This window comes from Kordia sp., assembly GCF_965224175.1.
GTDB lineage: Bacteria > Bacteroidota > Bacteroidia > Flavobacteriales > Flavobacteriaceae > Kordia.
In genome coordinates, this window is sequence record NZ_OZ245041.1 from 5,218,355 (window position 1) to 5,239,770 (window position 21,416).

At 33.8% G+C, this 21,416-nt stretch carries 15 protein-coding genes; 7 read left to right on the plus strand and 8 right to left on the minus strand.

The genetic code is table 11. The annotated features are described in order from the left end of the window. Window positions 1-60: 60 nt before the first annotated feature. The 3 genes from ACOQOS_RS22870 to ACOQOS_RS22880 form a co-directional block, all read right to left on the minus strand. The gene (locus tag ACOQOS_RS22870) at window positions 61-2,466 is read right to left on the minus strand and encodes a 3-hydroxyacyl-CoA dehydrogenase NAD-binding domain-containing protein (protein ID WP_420572752.1); all 2,406 of its coding nucleotides are present in this window, start codon (window positions 2,464-2,466) and stop codon (window positions 61-63) included. Between the two features lie 76 nt (window positions 2,467-2,542). After that, entirely contained in the window at window positions 2,543-3,004 is a 462-nt protein-coding gene (locus ACOQOS_RS22875) for a MarR family winged helix-turn-helix transcriptional regulator (RefSeq protein WP_420572753.1), read from the minus strand. Window positions 3,005-3,207: 203 nt separating this feature from the next. Further along, window positions 3,208-4,983, minus strand: a complete 1,776-nt coding sequence (locus ACOQOS_RS22880; protein ID WP_420572754.1) for an AMP-dependent synthetase/ligase — start codon at window positions 4,981-4,983, stop codon at window positions 3,208-3,210. Between the two features lie 351 nt (window positions 4,984-5,334). On the opposite strand from ACOQOS_RS22880, the gene ACOQOS_RS22885 reads away from it, so the two are divergent. The 3 genes from ACOQOS_RS22885 (at window position 5,335) to ACOQOS_RS22895 (ending at window position 9,156) form a co-directional block, all read left to right on the plus strand. Beyond that, entirely contained in the window at window positions 5,335-6,588 is a 1,254-nt protein-coding gene (locus tag ACOQOS_RS22885; RefSeq protein ID WP_420572755.1) for an imelysin family protein, read from the plus strand. A 73-nt stretch (window positions 6,589-6,661) separates the two neighbouring features. Beyond that, window positions 6,662-8,062, plus strand: a complete 1,401-nt coding sequence (locus ACOQOS_RS22890; RefSeq protein WP_420572756.1) for a di-heme oxidoredictase family protein — start codon at window positions 6,662-6,664, stop codon at window positions 8,060-8,062. Further along, on the plus strand, window positions 8,062-9,156 hold the full coding sequence (locus tag ACOQOS_RS22895; protein WP_420572757.1) for an imelysin family protein: 1,095 nt from the start codon (window positions 8,062-8,064) through the stop codon (window positions 9,154-9,156). The genes ACOQOS_RS22890 and ACOQOS_RS22895 overlap by 1 nt, the downstream gene beginning before the upstream one ends. 105 nt (window positions 9,157-9,261) lie before the next feature. Here the strand turns inward: ACOQOS_RS22895 and purL are convergent, their stop codons facing one another. Together purL and ACOQOS_RS22905 are read right to left on the minus strand one after the other, a co-directional pair. Next, on the minus strand, window positions 9,262-12,951 hold the full coding sequence (gene purL / locus ACOQOS_RS22900; RefSeq protein WP_420572758.1) for a phosphoribosylformylglycinamidine synthase: 3,690 nt from the start codon (window positions 12,949-12,951) through the stop codon (window positions 9,262-9,264). A gap of 173 nt (window positions 12,952-13,124) precedes the next feature. After that, on the minus strand, window positions 13,125-13,667 hold the full coding sequence (locus ACOQOS_RS22905) for a DUF4287 domain-containing protein (protein WP_420572759.1): 543 nt from the start codon (window positions 13,665-13,667) through the stop codon (window positions 13,125-13,127). 110 nt (window positions 13,668-13,777) lie between these two features. Between ACOQOS_RS22905 and ACOQOS_RS22910 the strand changes: the two genes are divergently transcribed. Further along, window positions 13,778-14,881 carry a bestrophin family protein gene (locus ACOQOS_RS22910; protein ID WP_420572760.1) on the plus strand — a complete coding sequence of 368 codons (1,104 nt, stop codon included), beginning with the start codon at window positions 13,778-13,780 and terminating at the stop codon, window positions 14,879-14,881. 139 nt (window positions 14,882-15,020) lie between these two features. Next, window positions 15,021-15,689, plus strand: a complete 669-nt coding sequence (locus ACOQOS_RS22915) for a carbonic anhydrase (RefSeq protein WP_420572761.1) — start codon at window positions 15,021-15,023, stop codon at window positions 15,687-15,689. A gap of 79 nt (window positions 15,690-15,768) precedes the next feature. On the opposite strand, the gene fumC is transcribed toward ACOQOS_RS22915, so the two are convergent. Continuing rightward, window positions 15,769-17,166, minus strand: a complete 1,398-nt coding sequence (gene fumC, locus ACOQOS_RS22920; RefSeq protein ID WP_420572762.1) for a class II fumarate hydratase — start codon at window positions 17,164-17,166, stop codon at window positions 15,769-15,771. A 147-nt stretch (window positions 17,167-17,313) separates the two neighbouring features. Next, window positions 17,314-18,972 carry a hypothetical protein gene (locus ACOQOS_RS22925; RefSeq protein WP_420572763.1) on the minus strand — a complete coding sequence of 553 codons (1,659 nt, stop codon included), beginning with the start codon at window positions 18,970-18,972 and terminating at the stop codon, window positions 17,314-17,316. A 626-nt stretch (window positions 18,973-19,598) separates the two neighbouring features. Here ACOQOS_RS22925 and ACOQOS_RS22930 point away from each other — a divergent pair. Beyond that, window positions 19,599-19,787 carry a hypothetical protein gene (locus tag ACOQOS_RS22930; protein WP_420572764.1) on the plus strand — a complete coding sequence of 63 codons (189 nt, stop codon included), beginning with the start codon at window positions 19,599-19,601 and terminating at the stop codon, window positions 19,785-19,787. Between the two features lie 63 nt (window positions 19,788-19,850). On the opposite strand, the gene ACOQOS_RS22935 is transcribed toward ACOQOS_RS22930, so the two are convergent. Further along, window positions 19,851-20,954, minus strand: coding sequence for a glycosyl hydrolase family 8 (locus ACOQOS_RS22935; RefSeq protein WP_420572765.1), 1,104 nt, complete (start codon window positions 20,952-20,954; stop codon window positions 19,851-19,853). A gap of 167 nt (window positions 20,955-21,121) precedes the next feature. Between ACOQOS_RS22935 and ACOQOS_RS22940 the strand changes: the two genes are divergently transcribed. Continuing rightward, the gene (locus ACOQOS_RS22940) at window positions 21,122-21,397 is read left to right on the plus strand and encodes a hypothetical protein (RefSeq protein ID WP_420572766.1); all 276 of its coding nucleotides are present in this window, start codon (window positions 21,122-21,124) and stop codon (window positions 21,395-21,397) included. Window positions 21,398-21,416: the final 19 nt, after the last annotated feature.

The following is a 21,416-nucleotide window of genomic DNA, read 5'->3' on the forward strand; positions in this document are numbered from 1 at the left end:
TATTAGATTTTTAGAAGTGTTAGATATCTAGTTTTCTAGCGATCTAACTATCTAAGCATTCTAGTTTCTAAGCGGTTTCCCAGTTTTTAACATGTGCTGAATACGCTCCAACGTTTTACGTTCTGTACATAAACTTAAGAACGCTTCACGTTCAAGGTCTAATAGGTAATCTTCACTTACCAATGTAGGTTCCGATAAATCTCCACCAGCCATTACATAGGCTAATTTGTTAGCGATTTTCTTATCGTGTTCACTGATATAGTTACTTGCTTCCATGGAGTCTGTTCCTACTAAGAACATTCCTAAGGCTTGTTTTCCAAGAACTCGTACATCTTTTCTACGCATTGGTTGTGTGTATCCAGATTCTGCCATTAGTTTCGCATGAGCTTTTGCTGTTGCGATTTGACGTTCTTTGTTTACAACTACAATGTCTTTTCCTTTTTGTAATACTCCCATGTCAAAAGCTTCATACGCAGAAGTAGCTACTTTTGCCATTCCGATTGTTAGGAAGTATTCTTGCAATACGTTTAATTCTACATCACCTTTTCTAAATGTATCAGAAGCTCTTAACGCCATTTCTTTAGAACCTCCACCGCCAGGAATAACTCCGACACCAAATTCAACTAAACCAATGTACGTTTCTGCGGCAGCGACAACTTTATCAGCATGCATAGAAAGCTCGCATCCACCACCAAGCGTCATTCCGTGAGGCGCAACAACTACAGGAATAGAAGAGTAGCGTGCACGCATCATGGTATTTTGGAACATCTTTATAGCCATGTTCAATTCATCATATTCTTGCTCGACAGCCATCATGAAAATCATTCCAATATTAGCTCCAACAGAGAAGTTTGCGGCTTGATTTCCAATCACTAAACCTTGGAAATCTTTTTCAGCTAAATCAATTGCTTTGTTGATTCCTGCTAAAACACCACCACCAATAGTGTTCATTTTTGATTGGAATTCTAGGTTGATGATTCCATCTCCTAAGTCTTCAATAACCGCTTCACTGTTTTTCCAAACTTCATTAGATTTACGAATGTTGTCTAAGATGATAAACGCGTCTTGCCCAGGTTTTTTAGTTTGTGCTTTCGCTGGAATGTCATAATAATAGGTTGCTCCATCTTTTACAGTGTAGAATTTAGTTTCTCCAGCTGCAATCATTTCTGTTACCCAAGCTGCAGGCGCTAAACCTTCTGCTTTCATTAATTCAACTCCTTTTTCAATACCTACTGCATCCCAAATTTCGAAAGGACCATTTTCCCATCCAAAACCAGCTTTCATCGCATCATCAATTCGGTATAATTCATCAGAGATTTCAGGAATTCTATTTTGAACATACGCAAACATTGCTGCGAAGTTTTTGCGATAGAATTCACCAGCTTTATCTTTTCCTCCAACTAATACTTTGAATCTATCAATTGGTTTATCTATTGTTTTTGTTAATTCGAGTGTAGCAAACTTGGCTTTTTTCTTAGTGCGATACTCTAATGTATCTAAGTCTAATGAAAGGATTTCTTTTTTACCTTCAGCATTTACTGTTTTCTTGTAGAAACCTTGTTTTGTTTTACTACCTAACCATTTGTTTTCCATCATTTTTTCGATGAAATCTGGTAATTTGAATAAGTCGTGTGCTTCGTCGTCTGGACAATTTTTGTAGATTCCGTTTGCTACGTGTACTAGCGTATCTAATCCAACAACATCAACTGTTCTGAAGGTAGCTGATTTTGGACGACCAATTACAGGACCTGTTAACTTATCTACTTCTTCGATGGTTAAACCTAATTCTTTTACTTGGTGGAATAGACTTTGAATTCCAAAGATTCCAATTCTATTTCCAATAAAAGCTGGCGTATCTTTGGCTAATACTGATGTTTTTCCAAGGAATTTTTCACCATACATCATTAAGAAGTCTGTTACTTCTTGCTTGCAATCTGGTCCAGGAACTACTTCAAATAGTTTTAAATAACGTGGTGGATTGAAGAAGTGTGTAACTGCGAAGTGTTTTCTGAAATCTTCACTACGACCTTCATTCATAAATTGAATAGGAATACCAGATGTGTTAGAAGTGATTAACGTTCCTGGTTTTCTGTGTTTTTCAACTTGTTCAAATACTTTTTGTTTGATGTCTAGTCTTTCAACAACAACTTCGATAATCCAATCGACATCTTTTATTTTTTGAATGTCATCTTCTAAGTTTCCTGTAGAAATTCTGTTTGCGAATTTTTGAGAGTAAATAGGAGATGGTTTTGATTTTAGAGACGCTTTTAGATTATCATTTACCAATCTATTGCGTACAACTTTATCTTCACGTGTCAAGCCTTTTGCTTGTTCTTTTTCGTTAAGTTCAAAAGGTACTATATCTAATAGTAATACCTCAACTCCGATATTTGCAAAATGACAGGCAATTCCAGAACCCATGATTCCAGAACCTATGACTGCTATTTTGTTAATTGGTCGTTTCATCTTTTTTTCAATTTTTAACTTGTTAATTAAAATTTACTTGCTATTGAAAGTAGATTTTAAGTATGTTTTTTGGTTATTATTTATCTGCATTAACTTCCATAGAGGAGTTATATATTTTCTTATTGCTGATGAGTTCTAGAATTACTTCAGAAACCTCATAAAAATGTGTAAGCTTTTCTTGATCAATATTGGCGCGAATTGCATCATTGAATCGTAATACAGTGGTTTTAGAAACATCACGCATTTCTTTTCCGAATTCTGTCAAACAGATTAATACGCTACGTCCATCTTTTGGATTTTTCTTTCTGTAGATAAGTCCTTTTTCTTCCATGCCTTTTAATGTACGAGATAGGCTAGTGGCTTCCATGCCCATTTTGGGACCTAAAGCAGTGGATGGTGTTCCTTCTTCTTGATCAATGCTTAGTAATGTAAAACCTGTAGCCATGGTACTACCATATTTTCCAGCCTCCTCATTATACATTTTGGAGATGGCTTGCCACGTAGCTCGCATTACATGATCTATTGTTTTTTCTTTCATATAGTTGTTTGTGCTTCAAATATATGAAAAAAATACTATGCATGCATAGTAAAATAAAAAATAATTTTATGAATTTGCTAAAAAATTAGCAAGATGAATAGGAGTATTGTAGAAAATAGGTGCTTTATCAAGAATTTTATATTTTTCATAAAAAAGACAAGATACAAAAAAACCGCTCATAAATTTGAGCGGTTTTTTGGGTTTTATGCGCGATCATATATTTTCTCGCAGTAATTTTTATAAATTTCTTTGATGACTTTTCGTTTCATCTTCATTGTTGGTGTTAATTCTCCACCATCAATAGACCATACTTTTGGTATGAGTTCAAAACGTTTAATTTGTTCCCACTTACCAAAATTGCTATTAGCTTCGTCTACTTCTTTTTGAATACGAGCGATAATTTCTTCTGAAGCACAAATTGCTGTTTCAGAAGCTTCGATGTTTTTACCTTTCTTTTCAATCCAGTCTTTTATAAACTCGAAGTTAGGTTGAATTAATGCTGCTGGCATTTTTTCACCTTCACCAATCACCATGATCTGTTCTATGAAACGAGATTGTTTAAATCTGTTTTCTAACAAAGCAGGAATTACATACTTTCCTCCAGATGTTTTGAACATATCTTTTTTACGATCAGTAATTCTTAAGAATCCTTCATGACAAACTTCTCCGATATCTCCTGTATGGAAATAGCCATTAGAGATCACGCTTGCTGTTTTTTCAGGATCTTTATAGTATCCTTGCATAACGTTTGGTCCTTTTACAAGAATTTCTCCATCTTCAGCAATTTTAACTTCTACATTATCAATGACACGTCCCACAGTTCCAATACGGAATCCGCCGCCGCGTTGATCATTTACAGATACTACAGGAGATGTTTCTGTTAAGCCATATCCTTCCATGATAGGAATTCCAGCTGCTGCAAATACACGAGTGAGTCGTGCTTGTAGCGGAGCACTACCAGAAACCATTAATTTTAAGTTTCCACCTAAACCTTCTTGCCATTTGCTAAAGATAAGTTTGCGGGCAATTTTAAGTTTAAACTCATACCACCAACCGTTTTGACCGTATGGTTCATATTTCAATCCAAGCTCAATTGCCCAGAAGAATAATTTCTTTTTAATTCCTGTTAAGTCAGCTCCTTTCGCATAAATTTTATCATATACTTTTTCGTATAGACGCGGAACAGCTGTCATTACATGCGGTTTTACTTCTTTTAAATTGTCGCTAATTTTTTCAATAGATTCTGCAAAAACAATTTCAATTCCACAATATTGATATAAATACAGAATCATACGTTCAAATACGTGACAAACCGGTAAAAAACTCAAGGCTTTTGCTTGACCATTGTGTAATGGTACTCTTTTTTCACTGTCTAAAACATTTGAAACTAAGTTATTATGAGATAACATAACTCCTTTTGGTCTTCCTGTAGTTCCAGACGTATATATTAAGGTAGCCAAATCTTTAGGAGTTACAGCATCTTTTCGTGCTTGTAGTTCATTATCATTACTAGTATCTTCTCCTAATTTTAATACTTCAGTCCAATGCAATTCTCCAGCAACTTCATCAAATGTGTATACACCTTTTAATTTTGTATTCCCTTTGATAGCATTTAACTTTTCAATAATTTCTATATCCGAAACAAAACAGTAAATTGATTCTGAGTGATTTAAGATATACTCATAATCTTCTTTTGCAATTGTCGGATAAATAGGAACATTTTGTGCACCAGTTTGTAAAATACCGATATCCATAATATTCCATTCAGTTCTGTTTGTAGTAGATATTACTGCAATTTTATCATTGGGTTGTACGCCTAAACGTAATAAACCTCTACTGATGGCATTTGCTTGATCTATGTATTCTTGTGTTGTTGTTGAAATCCATTGTCCATTTTTAAAAGATGTTAAGGATTTTGCTAAGGGATAATTTGCTAATTGGTAGTAAGGAAAATCAAATAGTCGCGTTACATTAGTCATTCTCGTGATTTGGTTTTTTTGTGAATGTGCAAAATATGAAAATTGTCAACCATTTTCAAAAGGAATGTTAAAAAAGGATAGGATTTTATAAGAAATTAGTAATCTTTATATGATTTTTTCAAAAAAAGCAGCCATAACTTCATCAAATTCTTTTATCAAATTGCTCACGTATCGATATGATTTTTAATAGTAAAGCTATTAATTTTTCATTCTTCATTTTTAGTGTAAGTAGTTGATTTTTAGTTAGTAATAAATTTATTTAAATTTAATCTAAATAAATTTTGATATTAAATTTTAGTCAAATACATTTGTGTTTTAATTAAGATTAAATCTAAATAATAAATTTAAGTAATGAAAAAACTAGGCAAACTAACCTTGTTATTAATGTTGAGTTTGATATTATTCAATTGTTCAAACGATGATGATAATAATACTGGAGGAGGAGATACTACCGCAGTAACCAAACGACAAGTAATAGATGCATATGCTAATATTGTATTTGAAAACTATTCAAAAGCGTTAACTGATGCACGAGCATTTCAAACTACAGTTACAACTTTTACAAACACACCAACCGAAGCAAATTTGACAGCAGCTAAAAATGCTTGGCTTTTTGCTAGAGAATCGTATGGAACTACAGAAGCATTCAGAGAATGTAATGGACCTGTTGATACAGATCAAAGCGCATCAACTCCATGGGGAATTGGAAATGAAGGGCAAATGAACGCTTGGCCAATTGATGAGAGTTATATTGATTATGTAGCTGCTGGAACTGAATCACATGCAGGAACGTATGGAGCAGGAAGTATTATTAATGATACTAGCATTACGATTGATATTGCAACTTTAACAGATCCAAATACTTTTGGAGGAAACGAGTCACAAAATGATAAATCGATTAGTACTGGATGGCATGCTATTGAGTTCCTTTTATGGGGACAAGATAATTCTGCGCCTGCAGACGATATGACTGGACAACGTCCATTTACAGATTATACTACTGCTACCAATGCTGATCGTAGAAGACAATACTTAAATGTAGCTACACAATTATTAATTGATGATTTACAGTCGTTAGTTGATACATGGAATACAGGAGGCGCTTACGCTACTGTGTTTGCAAATTTAGATGAAGATGTAGCTTTACGTCAATTAATCAATGGAGCATTTTTTATTGCTGGAGACGAATTAAGTTCTGAAAGAATTATTGCACCAGTAGATTCTACTGATGGTATCAATGGTTCTGGTCAGGAAGACGAGCATTCATGTTTCTCAGATAATACACACAGAGATATTTTTGCAAATACACAAGGTGTTTATAATGTCGTTTTTGGAGAATACGGAACGATTTCTGGAGCTTCTTTTTATGATTTGGTAAAACAAGTAGACGCTGCACAAGCACAAAGATTAAAAGATGCAGCCGATGAAGCAATGTTAAAAGTGAATGCTGTAGCTAATAATGCACAACCTTTTGATTTTTTAATTACACAAGAAAGTTCAACTGATACAAACTTAGGAGTTGTGATGCAAAGTGTAAAAGCATTGCAAGACTGGGCAGATGAAATAAGTGCTTCTGCCAATGTAATTGGAATCAATTTACAGTAGTAAAAATACACTAATAATATAGTTGCAAATCTCGGACATTTTTTGTTCGAGATTTGTTGTGGTTTTAAAGATTATGAAACAAAAAATAATAGTATGCTGTTTCGGAATACTTTTCTTTCTAGGAAGTTGTTCTAAAGATGATGAAGTGTATATCCCCATACCAGCTTATGAAGAAGGAGAAGAGTTTTTGACTGGAAATTTAGGTGTATTTTCTACAAGTAGCAATGCGTTCGGATTTGAAATTCCAAATTTATCATTTCAACAGCAAGCACAATTTGCTACTGGGAATTCCTTGTTTAATCAATCGTGGGTTTCTGCGCCAGCTTCTACAACAGCTAGAGATGGTTTAGGGCCAACTTTTAATGCAAGAGCTTGCGCCAATTGTCATTTTAAAGATGGTAGAGGTCGTCCGCTAGTTACAGGTCAAAATTCAGGAGGTTTTTTAATGCGTGTTAGTTTGCCAACTACATCTATCACAGATGCGCCCATGCCAGTTCCTGGTTATGGCAATCAAATTCAAGATAGAAGCAATCCTACCATTCCTTCAGAAGCAAGTGTTGAGGTAACTTACCAAACCATTACAGGAACATATGCCGATGGAACTTCATATGAATTACAAAAACCAATTTATACAATTACCAACGAACAATTTGGGTCGCTAGCCAATGTACAAACATCTCCTAGAGTTGGACAACAAACTATTGGCTTAGGTTTTATTAGTGCATTGCCTGATAGTGAAATTCTTCGATTTGAAGATGAATTTGATATGGACAATGATGGCATTTCTGGAAGAGCTAATTACGTGTTTAACGAAGAAACACAACAATTGGAAGTAGGAAGGTATGGCTGGAAAGCAAATGCACCAACGTTAAAACAACAAATTGCTTCGGCATTTCATGGAGATATGGGACTTACAACGTCAATGTTTCCGGATAATAATTGTCCATCACCACAACAAGATTGTCAAAATGCGCCTAATGGCGGCGAACCAGAAGTGACAGATACACAATTAGATAGAGTTTTATTTTATCAAACTACTTTAGCAGTTCCTAACAGAAGAAATGTACAAGAGGAATCTGTATTACAGGGAAAAGAACTGTTTAATACGATGAATTGTATCAGTTGTCATGCAATTGATCAAACAACTGCAAGTTTTCCTTATTTACCTGCTTTAGAAAATATTACAATCAAACCGTATTCAGATTTTTTATTACATGATATGGGAGAAGATTTAGCAGATAATCGTTCTGATTTTAAAGCAAATGGACGCGAATGGCGAACGCAACCTTTATGGGGATTAGGTTTAATTTCAACCGTAAATAATCATACATTTCTACTACATGATGGAAGAGCTAGAAATATTGAAGAAGCAATTTTGTGGCATGGAGGAGAAGCTGAAAATAGCAAAGATCAATTCACAAATCTTTCTGCTGAAGAGCGACAACAAGTATTAGACTTTTTAAATTCTTTATAATGAGATATCTATATAAAATAATAATACCATGTATAATCATAGTGATTTATGCATGTGCAAGTGATGACAATGCCACTCCAACTGAAACACCTAATTTTCAGGTGCAAAGTTTAGTTAGAGATATTACGAATCAACATATTATTCCTAATGTAGCGGTATTTTCTAATCAAGTGAATATTTTAGAGTTAGAAATTAATAATTATGTGGCAAATCCTACCGAAAATAGACTCGAATCTGTTAGAAATCAATGGCGTTCTACTGCGCTTGCATATGCAAAAGTATATACATTTAACATAGGACAAGTACGTGATCAATTTATGCATCAAGCTTTGTATAATTGGCCAATTATGACAACTGCTGTTGAGAACTTCATTGTAAATCCTACAGAAATAACAGAAACTTATGTGCAAAATTTGAGTCCGCAAGCAAAAACATTATCAACATTAGAGTATTTACTCTATAAAACGACTGATCTAGCTACAACAAATACAGAATATGTGAATTCTGAAAATAGAAGAAAATATCTAGAATTTACAGGAAAAGAACTCAAGGCACAAGCAACACGTTTGGTGAATATTTGGAGTGCTCCCGCTGATAATTATAGCACAACTTTTATAGAAAGTACTGAAACAGGAATTGATGGTTCTTTTAATCTTCTGTATAACGGCTTATACAATTTAATTGATACAGGAAAGGTCACTAAAATAGGAAAGCCAGCAGGTTTAGAGAATTCTCAAAATACCAATCCAGAACTTACACAAGCGTACTTTAGTAATACTTCTTTAGCAATTTTAAAAGAAAATATAGAAAGTGTTGAAGATGTGTATTTTAATACACAAGGTTTAGGGATTTCAGATTATGTTTCACATGTGGCTGATAATGAGGTTTTAAACACAGCAGTACAAACAAAAATTAATGAAGTAAATGTTGCGATTGATGCGATTCAAGCACCATTATTTGATGCCATTACTTCCAATCCAAATGCGGTTGCAAACTTACACCAAAAGTTAAACGAGTTAGGAATATTGTTTAGCGTAGATGTTCGTAGTGTTTTATCTATTACCATTACATCTACTGACAACGATGGTGATTAACTGAAAGTTTATTAGTTTATTTTTCAGTTGTTTTTAACAGTCAAACGAAAAAGACCTGCCATAGAGCAGGTCTTTTTTATGTATAAATTTATAGATGTAAATACATTACTTATTCTTTGCTTCAATCCATAATCTTGCATTGACAAACGCTTCTAACCAAGGAGAAACTTCGTCTTTTCTTCCTGCCGGATAGTTTGCCCAATTCCATTGAAAAGTAGAGCGTTCTATATGTGGCATGGTTACCAAATGTCTTCCTGTTGCATCGCACATCATAGCTGTATTAAAGTCAGAACCATTTGGATTTGAAGGATATCCTTCATAACCATACTTTGCTACAATATTATATTGATCTTCGCTATATGGAAGTTTAAATTTTCCTTCTCCATGAGAAATCCAAACACCTAAAGTAGTACCTGCCAATGTAGAAAGCATTACAGAATTATTCTCTTGTACTTTTACAGAAGTAAATGCGCTTTCGTGTTTTTGAGAATCGTTATACGTCATTTTTCCATGTTCTTCATGAATTGGATTGATGACTTCCAATTCCATAAATAATTGACAACCATTACAGATTCCTACAGACAAAGTATCTTCTCGCTTAAAGAAGTTTTTCAAGGCTGTATTTGCCTTTTCATTGTATAAAAATGCACCAGCCCAACCTTTAGCCGAACCTAATACATCTGAGTTAGAAAATCCGCCAACAGCACCAATAAACTGAATATCTTCTAAAGTTTCACGTCCTGAAATTAAATCAGTCATATGAACATCTTTTACATCAAAACCAGCTAAATACATCGCATTCGCCATTTCGCGTTCAGAATTTGAACCTTTTTCACGAATAATGGCTGCTTTTGGCTTCTCGACTGCGCTCGAAGTGACATCTTTCAATTTCCCTGTGAAATCTTTAGGAAATGTATATTGTAATGGCTGATTCTTATAGTTATCATAACGATCTTTAGCCAAACCATTTGCCGTTTGTTTTTGATCGAGTAGGAAAGAGGTTTTATACCAAGTATCTCTTGTTGAGGCAACATCAAACGTAAAACTTTCGTCATTGTTTTTAATGTTCACTACCGCAGCATCAGTTACGTTTCCAATGTTGAAAAATTCGATATTATTTTCGTTCAGTGTAGTTTCAATAGAAGCATCTGCCTGAAAAACAATTCCTGTATTTTCAGCAAATAATACTTTAATAGGATCTTCTTCGCCTAAACCTGAAATATCTAGATTTGCGCCTAAATTTACATCTGCAAAGCACATTTCTAGCAATGTTGTGATCAATCCGCCAGAAGCGACATCGTGTCCCGCAACAATTTTATCGTCTTTAATTAAATTTTGAATGGTATCAAAAACAGTTTTTACATACGCTGCATTTGTTACGCTTGGAGCTTCATTTCCAATTGCATTAAGCGTTTGGTTGAACGAACTTCCTCCTAATTTAAATTCGTCTTGTGAGATGTTTATATAGTATATGTTTCCGCCATTTTTTTGTAAAACTGGCTCTACTACTTTGCTTATTTCATTACAGTTCGCTGCCGCAGAAATAACTACAGTTCCTGGGGAAATTACGTCTCCATCAGGATATTTTTGTTTCATTGACAAGGAATCCTTTCCGGTTGGAACGTTAATTCCTAAAGCTATAGAAAATTCAGAAATCGCCTGAACCGCCTCATATAGACGTGCATCTTCACCTTCATTTTTACATGGCCACATCCAGTTTGCAGACAATGAAACACTTTGCAATCCATCCTTTAATGGCGCCCAAATGATGTTTGTTAAGGCTTCTGTAATTGAATTACGACTTCCTGCTACAGGATTTATCAATCCAGAAATTGGAGAATGTCCAATAGAGGTTGCAATTCCTTCTTTTCCGTTGTAGTCGAGTGCCATAACACCAACATTATTCAACGGAATTTGCAAAGCACCAACACATTGTTGTTTGGCAACTTTTCCACCAACACAACGGTCAACTTTATTCGTTAACCAGTCTTTACAAGCAACAGCTTCTAACTGTAATACTTGGTCAAGGTAAATGTGTATATTTTTAGTTTTATATCGTGGATTTTTATAATTACGAGCAACAGTAGTGTCTGTCATGATCGTTTTTGGCGAACTTCCAAACATATCTCTTAATGCTAAATCCATAGGTTTATCACCTTTTGTAGCAGATTCAAATGTAAAACGATCGTCACCTGTTACATCTCCAACTGTATACATTGGAGAACGTTCACGCTCAGCAATTTTATTTAGTGTTTCAATGTGTTCATCGGCAATCACCAATCCCATACGTTCTTGCGATTCGTTTCCGATGATTTCTTTGGCAGATAAAGTTGGATCGCCTACAGGCAATTTGTCCAAATCAATTTTTCCACCAGTTTCTTCTACCAATTCCGATAAACAATTTAAATGTCCACCAGCACCGTGATCGTGAATAGAAACGATGTAATTTTCATCACTTTCTACCATACCACGAATTGCATTTGCAGCACGTTTTTGCATTTCTGGATTGGAACGTTGTACTGCGTTGAGTTCAATTCCTGTTGAGAAAGCTCCAGTATCTGCAGACGAAACTGCTGCGCCACCCATTCCAATTCGGTAGTTTTCTCCACCAAGAATCACGACTTTATCACCAGTTTTTGGTACGTCTTTTATGGCTTGTGAAGCTTTTCCGTAGCCAATTCCACCAGCTTGCATGATAACTTTGTCGTAACCTAATCTTCTTGCTTTTGCAGTACTTGATGCTGCATTTTCTTCATGTTCAAACGTTAAAACAGAACCACAAATTAGTGGTTGACCGAATTTGTTTCCAAAGTCTGAAGCTCCGTTAGACGCTTTGATTAAGATATCCATTGGTGTTTGGTATAACCAATCTCTAGCTTCAAATTTTTCTTCCCAAAATCTCCCTTTTTCTAAGCGAGAATACGAAGTCATATATACTGCTGTTCCTGCTAAAGGTAATGAACCTTGTCCGCCAGCAAGTCGGTCGCGAATTTCTCCACCAGAACCTGTTGCAGCTCCATTAAAAGGTTCAACAGTTGTTGGGAAATTGTGAGTTTCCGCTTTAAGCGAAATTACAGATTCAAATTCTTGCGTTTCGTAAAAGTCTGGTTTGTCTGCTGTTTTAGGAGCAAACTGTTCTACTTTTGGGCCTTTTATAAAAGCTACATTGTCTTTATATGCAGAAACAATATCGTTTGGATGTTGTTTCGATGTTTCTTTGATGAGTTTAAAAAGTGATGTTGGTTTTTCTTCGCCATCAATTACAAACGTTCCGTTGAAAATTTTGTGTCGGCAGTGTTCTGAGTTTACCTGTGAAAATCCGAATACTTCAGAATCAGTTAATTTTCTACCTAGTTTTTCAGAAAGTTGATTTAGGTATTCAATTTCTTCTTCACTAAGTGCTAAACCTTCTTGCTCATTGTACGCTGCGATATCATCGATATCTAAAATTGCTTCCGGCTCAATATCAATGGTAAATGTAGTTTGGTGTAAACCATTGAATTTTTGAAAAATCATCGGATCAAAATCAGAGAAATCTTCCGCAACAGCTTTAAACTCCTCAATACGAATAATGCCTTCAACGCCCATATTTTGGGTAATTTCTACGGCATTTGTACTCCAAGGTGTAATCATTGCGGCTCTAGGACCAACAAAAAAAGCATCCAATGATGCTTGTTCGATTTTAGAAGTGTTGCCAAAAAGCCAGTTTAACTTTGCAACGTTTTCTGTTGATAATTCTTTTGCTGTTTGTACAGCAAATACTTTGCTGTTTACGTTTCCAAAGAAATGAATCATTATGTAGTTTTTGTGTGTTGTTGTTTTGAAAAGGCAAATTTAATCTATTTGTTGATATTTTTGCTTAAAATTTAAATGATAATTTAGGAGTTATTCACATTTAAACTCAGTTGAATGTTAACATTTTGGAATCGTTAATTATAGTACCAATTTTTAAATTAATACTTTAAAAATCATCCTGCGGCTTCATAAGCTTCTTTAATCCATGATTTTATATCTTCCGAAACAGTTGTCATACTTGTAATGCGAACTCTGTGCGAACACATGGCATTAAAACTTCCTGAATTTTCCAAAAGATCGGTAGCTGCTTTTCCCTTTAAATTTAAACCGAGATCTAAACGTGTTTTAGTAGATGGTTGAATGATTGCGAATTGTTTTTTACGGCGTACACTTACATAGGCTTTTTTGGGAGAAAATTCAATATCATTTCCAAGCGTTTCAATGTGTGATTTTAGAAGATCGTAAAACGGTTTTAGATTTTGTTTCTTCTCATATTGAACTGCCACTAAATCGACGGTTTTAGTTTTATCTTCTTTAGATAAATGTACGATCGTATTCGCAAAACCATGTGTTACACCATGTGCTGTTTTTAGAAAATTTACAGCTTCAGAATGTTTGGTAAATGTTTTGTCTTTTAAAATTTTAAGCCATTCCTCTAAGGGTTTTCCTGTCTTTTCAGGCATATTGCCAATCATTGTTTCTAAAGCTTTGTCCATAATGCGAAGTTTTTAAAAATAGTTGAGAAAGATATTAATTCTTATCAAAAATAGGAAAAGTATAGTTAGGATGGTTTTTGTATCTTTCAATAACTAATTCAAACCAATTTATGTATACAAGACGAATATTTCCCATTACCGGTGTATTAAAATGGACGCGACGTCATATTTTTTTATTTCTAATTTTAGCCACAGTTCCTGTTATTTTCTTTGATGTTTTAGGCATGAAATGGTTTCGAGTACCTTGGCTTCCATTAGGAGTATTGGGTACGGCAGTAGCCTTTATTGTCAGTTTTAAAAATAATGCTTCGTATGATCGATTATGGGAAGCACGTAAAATTTGGGGAGGAATTGTAAACACATCACGTTCTTGGACAATAATGGTGAAGGATTATATTACGAATGATTTTGCATCAAGTGATTTGAATGAAGATGAATTACAAACGATAAAGCGTGAGTTAGTGCATAGGCATGTAGCTTGGTTGACCGCATTACGTTATCAATTACGAAAAGATAAACCTTGGGAAATGCATTTGAAAAAGAAGCGATCTAACAAGGAATTTCGTTCAAAACAATATAGAGTATGTGAAGATGAACAACCGATTTCAGAAGTAATTGAGCCTTACATTTCACAAGAAGAATACAATGAGATATTTGCAAAAGGAAATCAAGCTTCACAACTTTTAGGAATTCAATCAAAACGACTAAAAGAATTAAAAACGAAAGGATTGATTGATGATTTTCGCCATATGGAAATGACCAATGTTTTGGTAGAGTTTTATACATTACAAGGAAAAAGTGAACGAATTAAAAACTTTCCGTATCCACGGCAGTTTGCTACCTTGAATTATATTTTCGTTTGGATTTTTATTATTCTTTTACCGTTTGGAATAATGGATGGTTTTGAAAGTATTGGTGATCATATTTTGACTGATTTGGCATCACATAAATCTAGTTCATCAACAATACACCAAGTACAAGAATTTATCGCAAGTCATTTTGAATGGTTTTCCATACCATTTAGTACTATGTTAGCTTGGGTTTTTCATACAATGGAAGCAATTGGAGAAAATACAGAAAATCCATTTGAAGGCGGACCTAACGATGTGCCAATTACAGACATGAGTCGTGGAATAGAAATAGATATCCGACAATTAATTGATGATACAGATATTCCTGCACCATATGTATGGAAGAATGATATTGTGATGTAGAATTGTTAGTTGTGGTATTCGTTCTCTATTTTTCTTCATTTACGCTATAAAAATCTACGTTCGTGAGTTTTTTTTCTTACAAATATTGCTTTTTGATTACCTTGAGGTATAAAGTTTTAATGAACCAATACCTATTATTATGAGTAAAGAGATACAAATACATTCTGAAAAGTGTAAAAAAGTAACAAATAAGAGTGCTGCCGAAGAAATTCAAAAACGTTTAAAATGCGGAAATAAGAATTTTATGAAAGGTAAATTAACAAATGAACAAGAGATTAATGAACAACGTATACGCTGGGAGAATACACAAAAACCTTTTGCTATTGTTTTAAGTTGTGCAGATAGTAGAGTAATACCTGAACTTATTTTTGATACAGAATTAGGAGAATTGTTTGTAGTTCGTGTTGCAGGAAATATAGCGAATATCTCTTCTATTGCTAGTATAGAATATGCAGTGGCAGTACTTAAATGTAAATATATTTTGGTGTTAGGACATGAAGAGTGCGGAGCAGTTGAAGAAGCTAAAAAAGTAGCCGTAACAGGCAAACCAGCTCCAAGTGATAATTTGAATCAGTTAGTAGGGCATATTCTACCAGCAGTGAATACTTGTAAGTGTACATCATCAAAAAGAAAAGAACCATCTTTGAAGAATATAATTATTGAAAATACCTATCATAGCGCTAGTGAACTTGTACGTTGTTCTAAAATTCTCCAAAAAGCAGTTCGTAAATCTGGAGTTGAAATTCATACAGGATATTATCATTTAGCAAGTGGAAAAGTAGAGTTTGATAAAAAATCAAAGTGTTAGAAAATAGCATCTATATATAAACAACAAAAACCGCATTGAAAGTTCAATGCGGTTTTTTATATTCTTTAGTTGTAAACAATTATTTCATTGCTCCAACCATATCCTCTGGTTTTACCCATTCGTCATATTCTTCTGGAGTTACGTAGCCTAAATTTACAGCTTCTTCGCGTAACGTTGTTCCGTTTTGATGCGCTGTATTTGCAATTTCAGCAGCTTTGTAATATCCTATTTTAGTATTTAAAGCTGTGACTAACATCAATGAGTTATTTACTAACTCAGTAATTCTTCCGTGATTTGGCTCAATTCCAGCAACACAATTTACATCAAAACTTACACAAGCATCACCTAATAATTGTGCTGATTGTAATACGTTAGCAATCATCATTGGTTTGAAAACATTTAGTTCGTAATGCCCTTGTGTTCCACCAATAGTTACGGCAACATCATTCCCCATTACTTGTGCGCAAACCATTGTAATTGCTTCACATTGTGTTGGATTTACTTTTCCTGGCATGATAGAACTTCCTGGTTCGTTTGCAGGAATGATTAATTCTCCAATTCCTGAACGTGGTCCAGAAGCCATCAATCGAATATCATTTGCAATTTTATTGATTGATACCGCCAATTGTTTTAAAGCGCCATGCGTTTCTACCATTGCATCGTGTGCAGCCAAAGCTTCAAATTTATTTTCAGCAGTGATAAATGGTAATTCTGTAAAACGTGCAATGAACTCAGAAACACGCTTTGCATATCCTTTTGGGGTGTTTAATCCTGTACCAACAGCAGTTCCACCTAAAGCCAATTCGCTTAAGTGAGGTAAGGTATTTTCTAAGGCTTTTAGTCCGTGATTTAATTGAGAAACATAACCAGAAAATTCTTGTCCTAAAGTTAATGGTGTTGCATCCATTAAGTGTGTTCTACCAATTTTTACAACATCTTTAAATTCTTCTGATTTCTTTTTTAACGTATCACGTAATTGTTCAACTCCAGGAATCGTATTTTCTACAATCTTTTTGTAAGCAGCAATGTGCATTCCAGTTGGAAATGTATCATTTGATGATTGTGATTTATTTACATCATCATTTGGCTGAATGGTTTTTTCGCCTTCACCAATTACTTTTCCAGCAAGTTGATGTGCTCTGTTGGCAATTACTTCATTCACATTCATATTTGACTGCGTTCCAGAACCTGTTTGCCAAACAACTAACGGAAATTGATCGTCGTGTTTTCCTTCTAAGATTTCATCACAAACAGTTGCGATTAAGTCTCTTTTTTCAATTGGTAATACACCTAATTCACAGTTTGTAAAAGCTGCTGCTTTTTTCAAATATGCAAAACCATATACGACTTCTAGTGGCATACTAGCTGGTGCGCCAATTTTAAAATTATTTCTTGAGCGTTCTGTTTGTGCTCCCCAAATTTTATCTGCGGGAACTTTTACTTCGCCCATGGTATCTTTCTCTATTCTATATTCCATAGTTGACTCCTTTATTAGCAGTGCAAAATTACGATTTTTTGTGTGAATGAAAATTAAAAAGGATGAAAAGAAACCATTGATTTTATATTTTATGAATCACATTACATTGTACGCTTGTAGAAACATAAAAATAACTTCATATTTTAATTACATCGGATCGATTAAACTTGGATCAATCTTTAAATAAGTCGCAGCTCTTTGGCGCCAAGTATCTCTAAATTTATTTCTTACTAGAATTTCAGGAATTTCAAAAAGATTTTCATAATCATAAACATATAGGTTCACTTTTTTTTCAGGCTCTTTTAATATGTTTGGACGTTCGACACCTTTTTCAAAAAATACTAATGTTCGTTTTTTTAGTGCGATAGAATATCCAATTATAGTATATATGGAGCTAATTCTTTCATAATTTCCTTTTGGAATAATAATGATCACATTTAACGATTGTATAAGTTCACGAATAAAATCACGATTAATACGTTCGTGATGTTTCCTTTCTTTTTCAGAATTAGGATATTGCACAAATCGATTATTTTGATACTTTAATGCGATGAATTCACCAAGGTATTTTTTCTGGTTTTCTGTAAGACCTGTAGAATTTTCTATTGCTTTTGTCGGATTTTCGAAGAATAGTTTAATGAGTCTATTCAATTTATTCCAATCATTACGATCTAAAGCGCTATTTGGATGTGTGATTAGATAGTCGTAGGTAATAATTCGTGTAGCCGTATAGTTTTTTCCATGCTTTTTTTCGAGCCACAAGCTAAAATCGTCCAAGTTCCACTGATCGTAAGGAATTTTTATCCAGTTTTTGTACCGATCAAATAGATATTTTTGAATGGCTTCAGGCGGAGTTTCGTCTGAACTTTGTTCTTTGCTAAAATCAAATTTGTATGGAGTTAATGGTTTGCCTTCAATATTTCTGTGTAGCACAATAGTTCCTATGGCTACATTTCCTTTTTTCATAGAAATTAGAAACGCACCTAAAATTAAATCAAACTCTATATCATCTGTCATTCGTTCATATGGTAGATGAAATCGAAGAATTAGTTTTGTTCTACTTTTTTCAAAAATAATATCAAAAGCATTGCAATCATCTTTGGCATTTTGAGATTCTTTACACCAATGAATTTTTCCATGAAAATGATCTTCTTTTTTTCGGTGTTTTGCATTGCTAGTATTTCTCAGTGTAAATTCATGTTGTTCTTTGTCATATTCTAATACTAGCGCATCAATATTAGGGAAATGATATTTTAATGGATCCGTTTCTTTGTTAACTTTTGCTAAATCTTCATCGTATACATACAAATAACATGGATTTTCAAAAAAACTACTTAGCGCAGCATTTTCCATAGGATTCATAGAACTTAAAGATGTGATATTAGAAGTACAAGAAAGTGCCAGCTCCTTATTTTCTTCATCAAGTTTTTTAGAAAACTCTTCAAATCCATCATAACCAAGTAACAAAGCAAAGCTATCAATTTTCCCTAGTTTCGGTTCTACATCAAAGAATACAAAGTTCGTGATGTCTCGTGTTTTCGAAAAGTAAGGTTGAATTGCACCAGCTTTTTTAAGTTCAGGATCATTTGTTATTGCTTTTCTAATAACTCCACTAACCTTAAACTTGTTTAACAACTTTTTTCTTTCGTCTTCTGTTCCTGTTTTATAAGATTCACTGAGTTCTGCTATTCTATTTTTAATAGGCTCGTTAAAAAAAATGAGTTGTTCTTCTTCAATTTTCCCTATATCATTTGATAGGATAAATTCTGAAACTCTTTTTCGAAGTTCCTTTTTATAATCCGACATTGTAAAAATTTGAATTTAATTGAAAATTAGGTTGTTATGCAATTTACAGTTTTTAATGAAATTTAACAATTTCTAAATAGGGGAATACTTACGAAACTTTCAAAAGTAGAGTTTGCTTCAAGTTTTTATTCATGAATTATGTAGTGAAAATACTTATGTCTTTGATTTCCTTTTTATGTCAATTTATGTCTGGAGTAGCATAGTTTATGTCTTTTGAAATACAGAAAAAAACATAACGAATGGTTTGTATGTTGTTGTTAGTTAGTGGTTTGTGTGCTTTGTATTTTCGGTAGCTCAAACACATCTATTATGATTTATACAACCTTCCTTCAACTAAAATCAGCACCAAGTGTGCGTTGGAAAGCATTTTTGATTATGCTTTCGTTATTGGTAATCCTTTCTCACAAGGCTTCATTGCCTCCGGATCCGAGATGGTACTTATTTTCAATATTATTAATAATCACAAAAACATATAAATTTTTAACTTCATTAACATGAAAACTATAAATAAATTAACAGAATACACAGTAAGAATAGAACTATTCCTCAGTCAACATAATTATTCCTTTACAGCACGAAAACTAGTATCTTGGCTACATATGAGCACTTTGGTCTTTAATGAAAAGATGAAACTTCTCAAAACGAGACCAGAAAGCGAAGCTGAGATAAATCTTATCTTAGAAATTTTGCAATCTAACTATCAAATTGATCAGGTAGATCGAAGAAATAAGGAATGGCAATTACTTCTCATTGATGACCATCCTGATGCAAAATGTGCAATTCACAAAAAACAACAGTTAGAATTGATACAGTAGCTATTTAATTCTTGAAATTATATTGTACACTCCGTATCATAATTAGTGATACGGAGTGTTTTTTTATTCATATTTAACAAACATTCCATGTTGCATTTGAAGCGTAAGCAAACGTAGAATATCATTAAAATAACTGTCATTAAATGTATTAATGTTTTCTGTATATGCTGCATTTATGAATTCTTGATCGTTTGAAGTTATTGTTGCCGCAGCAAAGCAACCTACAAAAGCACTTGTTTTTTCAGTTCTAAACGTTTCTCCATTCAAAGTATAACCATCAGTTACGTTAGAAATTCCTAATTTTTGGATAAATCCGTTGACTGCTTTGCAATATTTTTTGGCGCGTTCATCTCCATACCAAACATAGTCTTTAGCAATACGCCAAGGTGTTCTTGCAGCATCATAGTAATAGTTTTTTCCTCCATATTTTGCCCAACTTACATTGTCGGCAGGTGTTGATCCGTCTGCTTTACACCAATCGGGAACCAAACCAGTTTCAGGATTCCAGCTTTTAAATAGAATTTCATAGCATTTATCACTGACTTTATTCCAAAAATCATCATTAGTCACTTCTGCAAATACTTTAAAATATGCAGGCGCAAAGTAAGAAGGGTTTGTAGTCATACTTCCGCCCCAAGCGTCACCAGCCTTTAACACATGCGTTTCTGCTTCAACCATGTGTATTTTGATTAATCCTATGATTTTTTTGGCTTCCGCCAGATACGACTCATCTCCAATTAATTTGTGTGCTAGTAATAGGGCATAGGCAACATCAACATCGGCATCGGTTGCAGCATTTTCTCCAGCCATTTTCCCAGTAGCATCAATTTTCCAATTCATTAAACCATTTGAATCTAAATGTGTATTGTAGTACTTGTAAAAGGCATCAAAAGTTGATTTGTCTTTCATCATGGCAGAAATTAGCAATCCGTACCCAATTCCTTCACTAACTGTATGTGACATATCGTCAAATAGAATACGTTTTGCATCTGTTGGACAACCATCTGAAGTCACATATTTATTTTTCCAAATCGTATATGTTTTTTCAATTTGTTGTTCTTTTAGATTACTGGGCAATTTTCCATAAGTATAGGAGTTTTCAGAATTTTTAGTGCAACTAATGCATAGTAACAAGATGCTAAGGATGGTTGGTATTATTATTTTCATGAACTAAAAATAGTATATTTTTTTTGAGAAATCTTTTTTTGAAAAAATAGGATCATAAATGTACAATTTTGAATCACTTACAAATCTTTTTTGCGCGATTTAATTAAATTTTTACAAAAACTGTAACAGAGTCTAGTTTTTAGATTCTTTAAAGAAAGTTATTACGTATGAGAAATTTTATCTTCTTTTTTACACTATTTTATGCTTCAATGGTATTGGGTCAAAGCAAACAAGAATATCTTCAAAAAAATCGTTTTGATTTACATAAGGAAACATTTCAGTTTCCACAAAAAGGTTTTAAAATTATTGGCTTTGGAGCATATCACGGAAGTGTAAAAACAGAAGATACAGCATTGAATCTTTTAAAATCATTGTTGCGAACACAAACTATTTCATATTATCTACCTGAAACAGATTTTAGCGTAGCACATTATTTTGATTAATTTTTACAAACAGGAGATA

Coding starts and splice junctions, on each gene's coding strand:
- ACOQOS_RS22895 (WP_420572757.1), top strand. CDS start 8,062: ATGAGATATCTATATAAAATAATAATACCATGTATAATCATAGTGATT.
- ACOQOS_RS22935 (WP_420572765.1), bottom strand. CDS start 20,954: ATGAAAATAATAATACCAACCATCCTTAGCATCTTGTTACTATGCATT.
- ACOQOS_RS22940 (WP_420572766.1), top strand. CDS start 21,122: ATGAGAAATTTTATCTTCTTTTTTACACTATTTTATGCTTCAATGGTA.
- ACOQOS_RS22905 (WP_420572759.1), bottom strand. CDS start 13,667: ATGGACAAAGCTTTAGAAACAATGATTGGCAATATGCCTGAAAAGACA.
- ACOQOS_RS22880 (WP_420572754.1), bottom strand. CDS start 4,983: ATGACTAATGTAACGCGACTATTTGATTTTCCTTACTACCAATTAGCA.
- ACOQOS_RS22910 (WP_420572760.1), top strand. CDS start 13,778: ATGTATACAAGACGAATATTTCCCATTACCGGTGTATTAAAATGGACG.
- ACOQOS_RS22875 (WP_420572753.1), bottom strand. CDS start 3,004: ATGAAAGAAAAAACAATAGATCATGTAATGCGAGCTACGTGGCAAGCC.
- ACOQOS_RS22890 (WP_420572756.1), top strand. CDS start 6,662: ATGAAACAAAAAATAATAGTATGCTGTTTCGGAATACTTTTCTTTCTA.
- ACOQOS_RS22930 (WP_420572764.1), top strand. CDS start 19,599: ATGAAACTTCTCAAAACGAGACCAGAAAGCGAAGCTGAGATAAATCTT.
- ACOQOS_RS22915 (WP_420572761.1), top strand. CDS start 15,021: ATGAGTAAAGAGATACAAATACATTCTGAAAAGTGTAAAAAAGTAACA.
- fumC (WP_420572762.1), bottom strand. CDS start 17,166: ATGGAATATAGAATAGAGAAAGATACCATGGGCGAAGTAAAAGTTCCC.
- ACOQOS_RS22885 (WP_420572755.1), top strand. CDS start 5,335: ATGAAAAAACTAGGCAAACTAACCTTGTTATTAATGTTGAGTTTGATA.
- ACOQOS_RS22870 (WP_420572752.1), bottom strand. CDS start 2,466: ATGAAACGACCAATTAACAAAATAGCAGTCATAGGTTCTGGAATCATG.
- purL (WP_420572758.1), bottom strand. CDS start 12,951: ATGATTCATTTCTTTGGAAACGTAAACAGCAAAGTATTTGCTGTACAA.
- ACOQOS_RS22925 (WP_420572763.1), bottom strand. CDS start 18,972: ATGTCGGATTATAAAAAGGAACTTCGAAAAAGAGTTTCAGAATTTATC.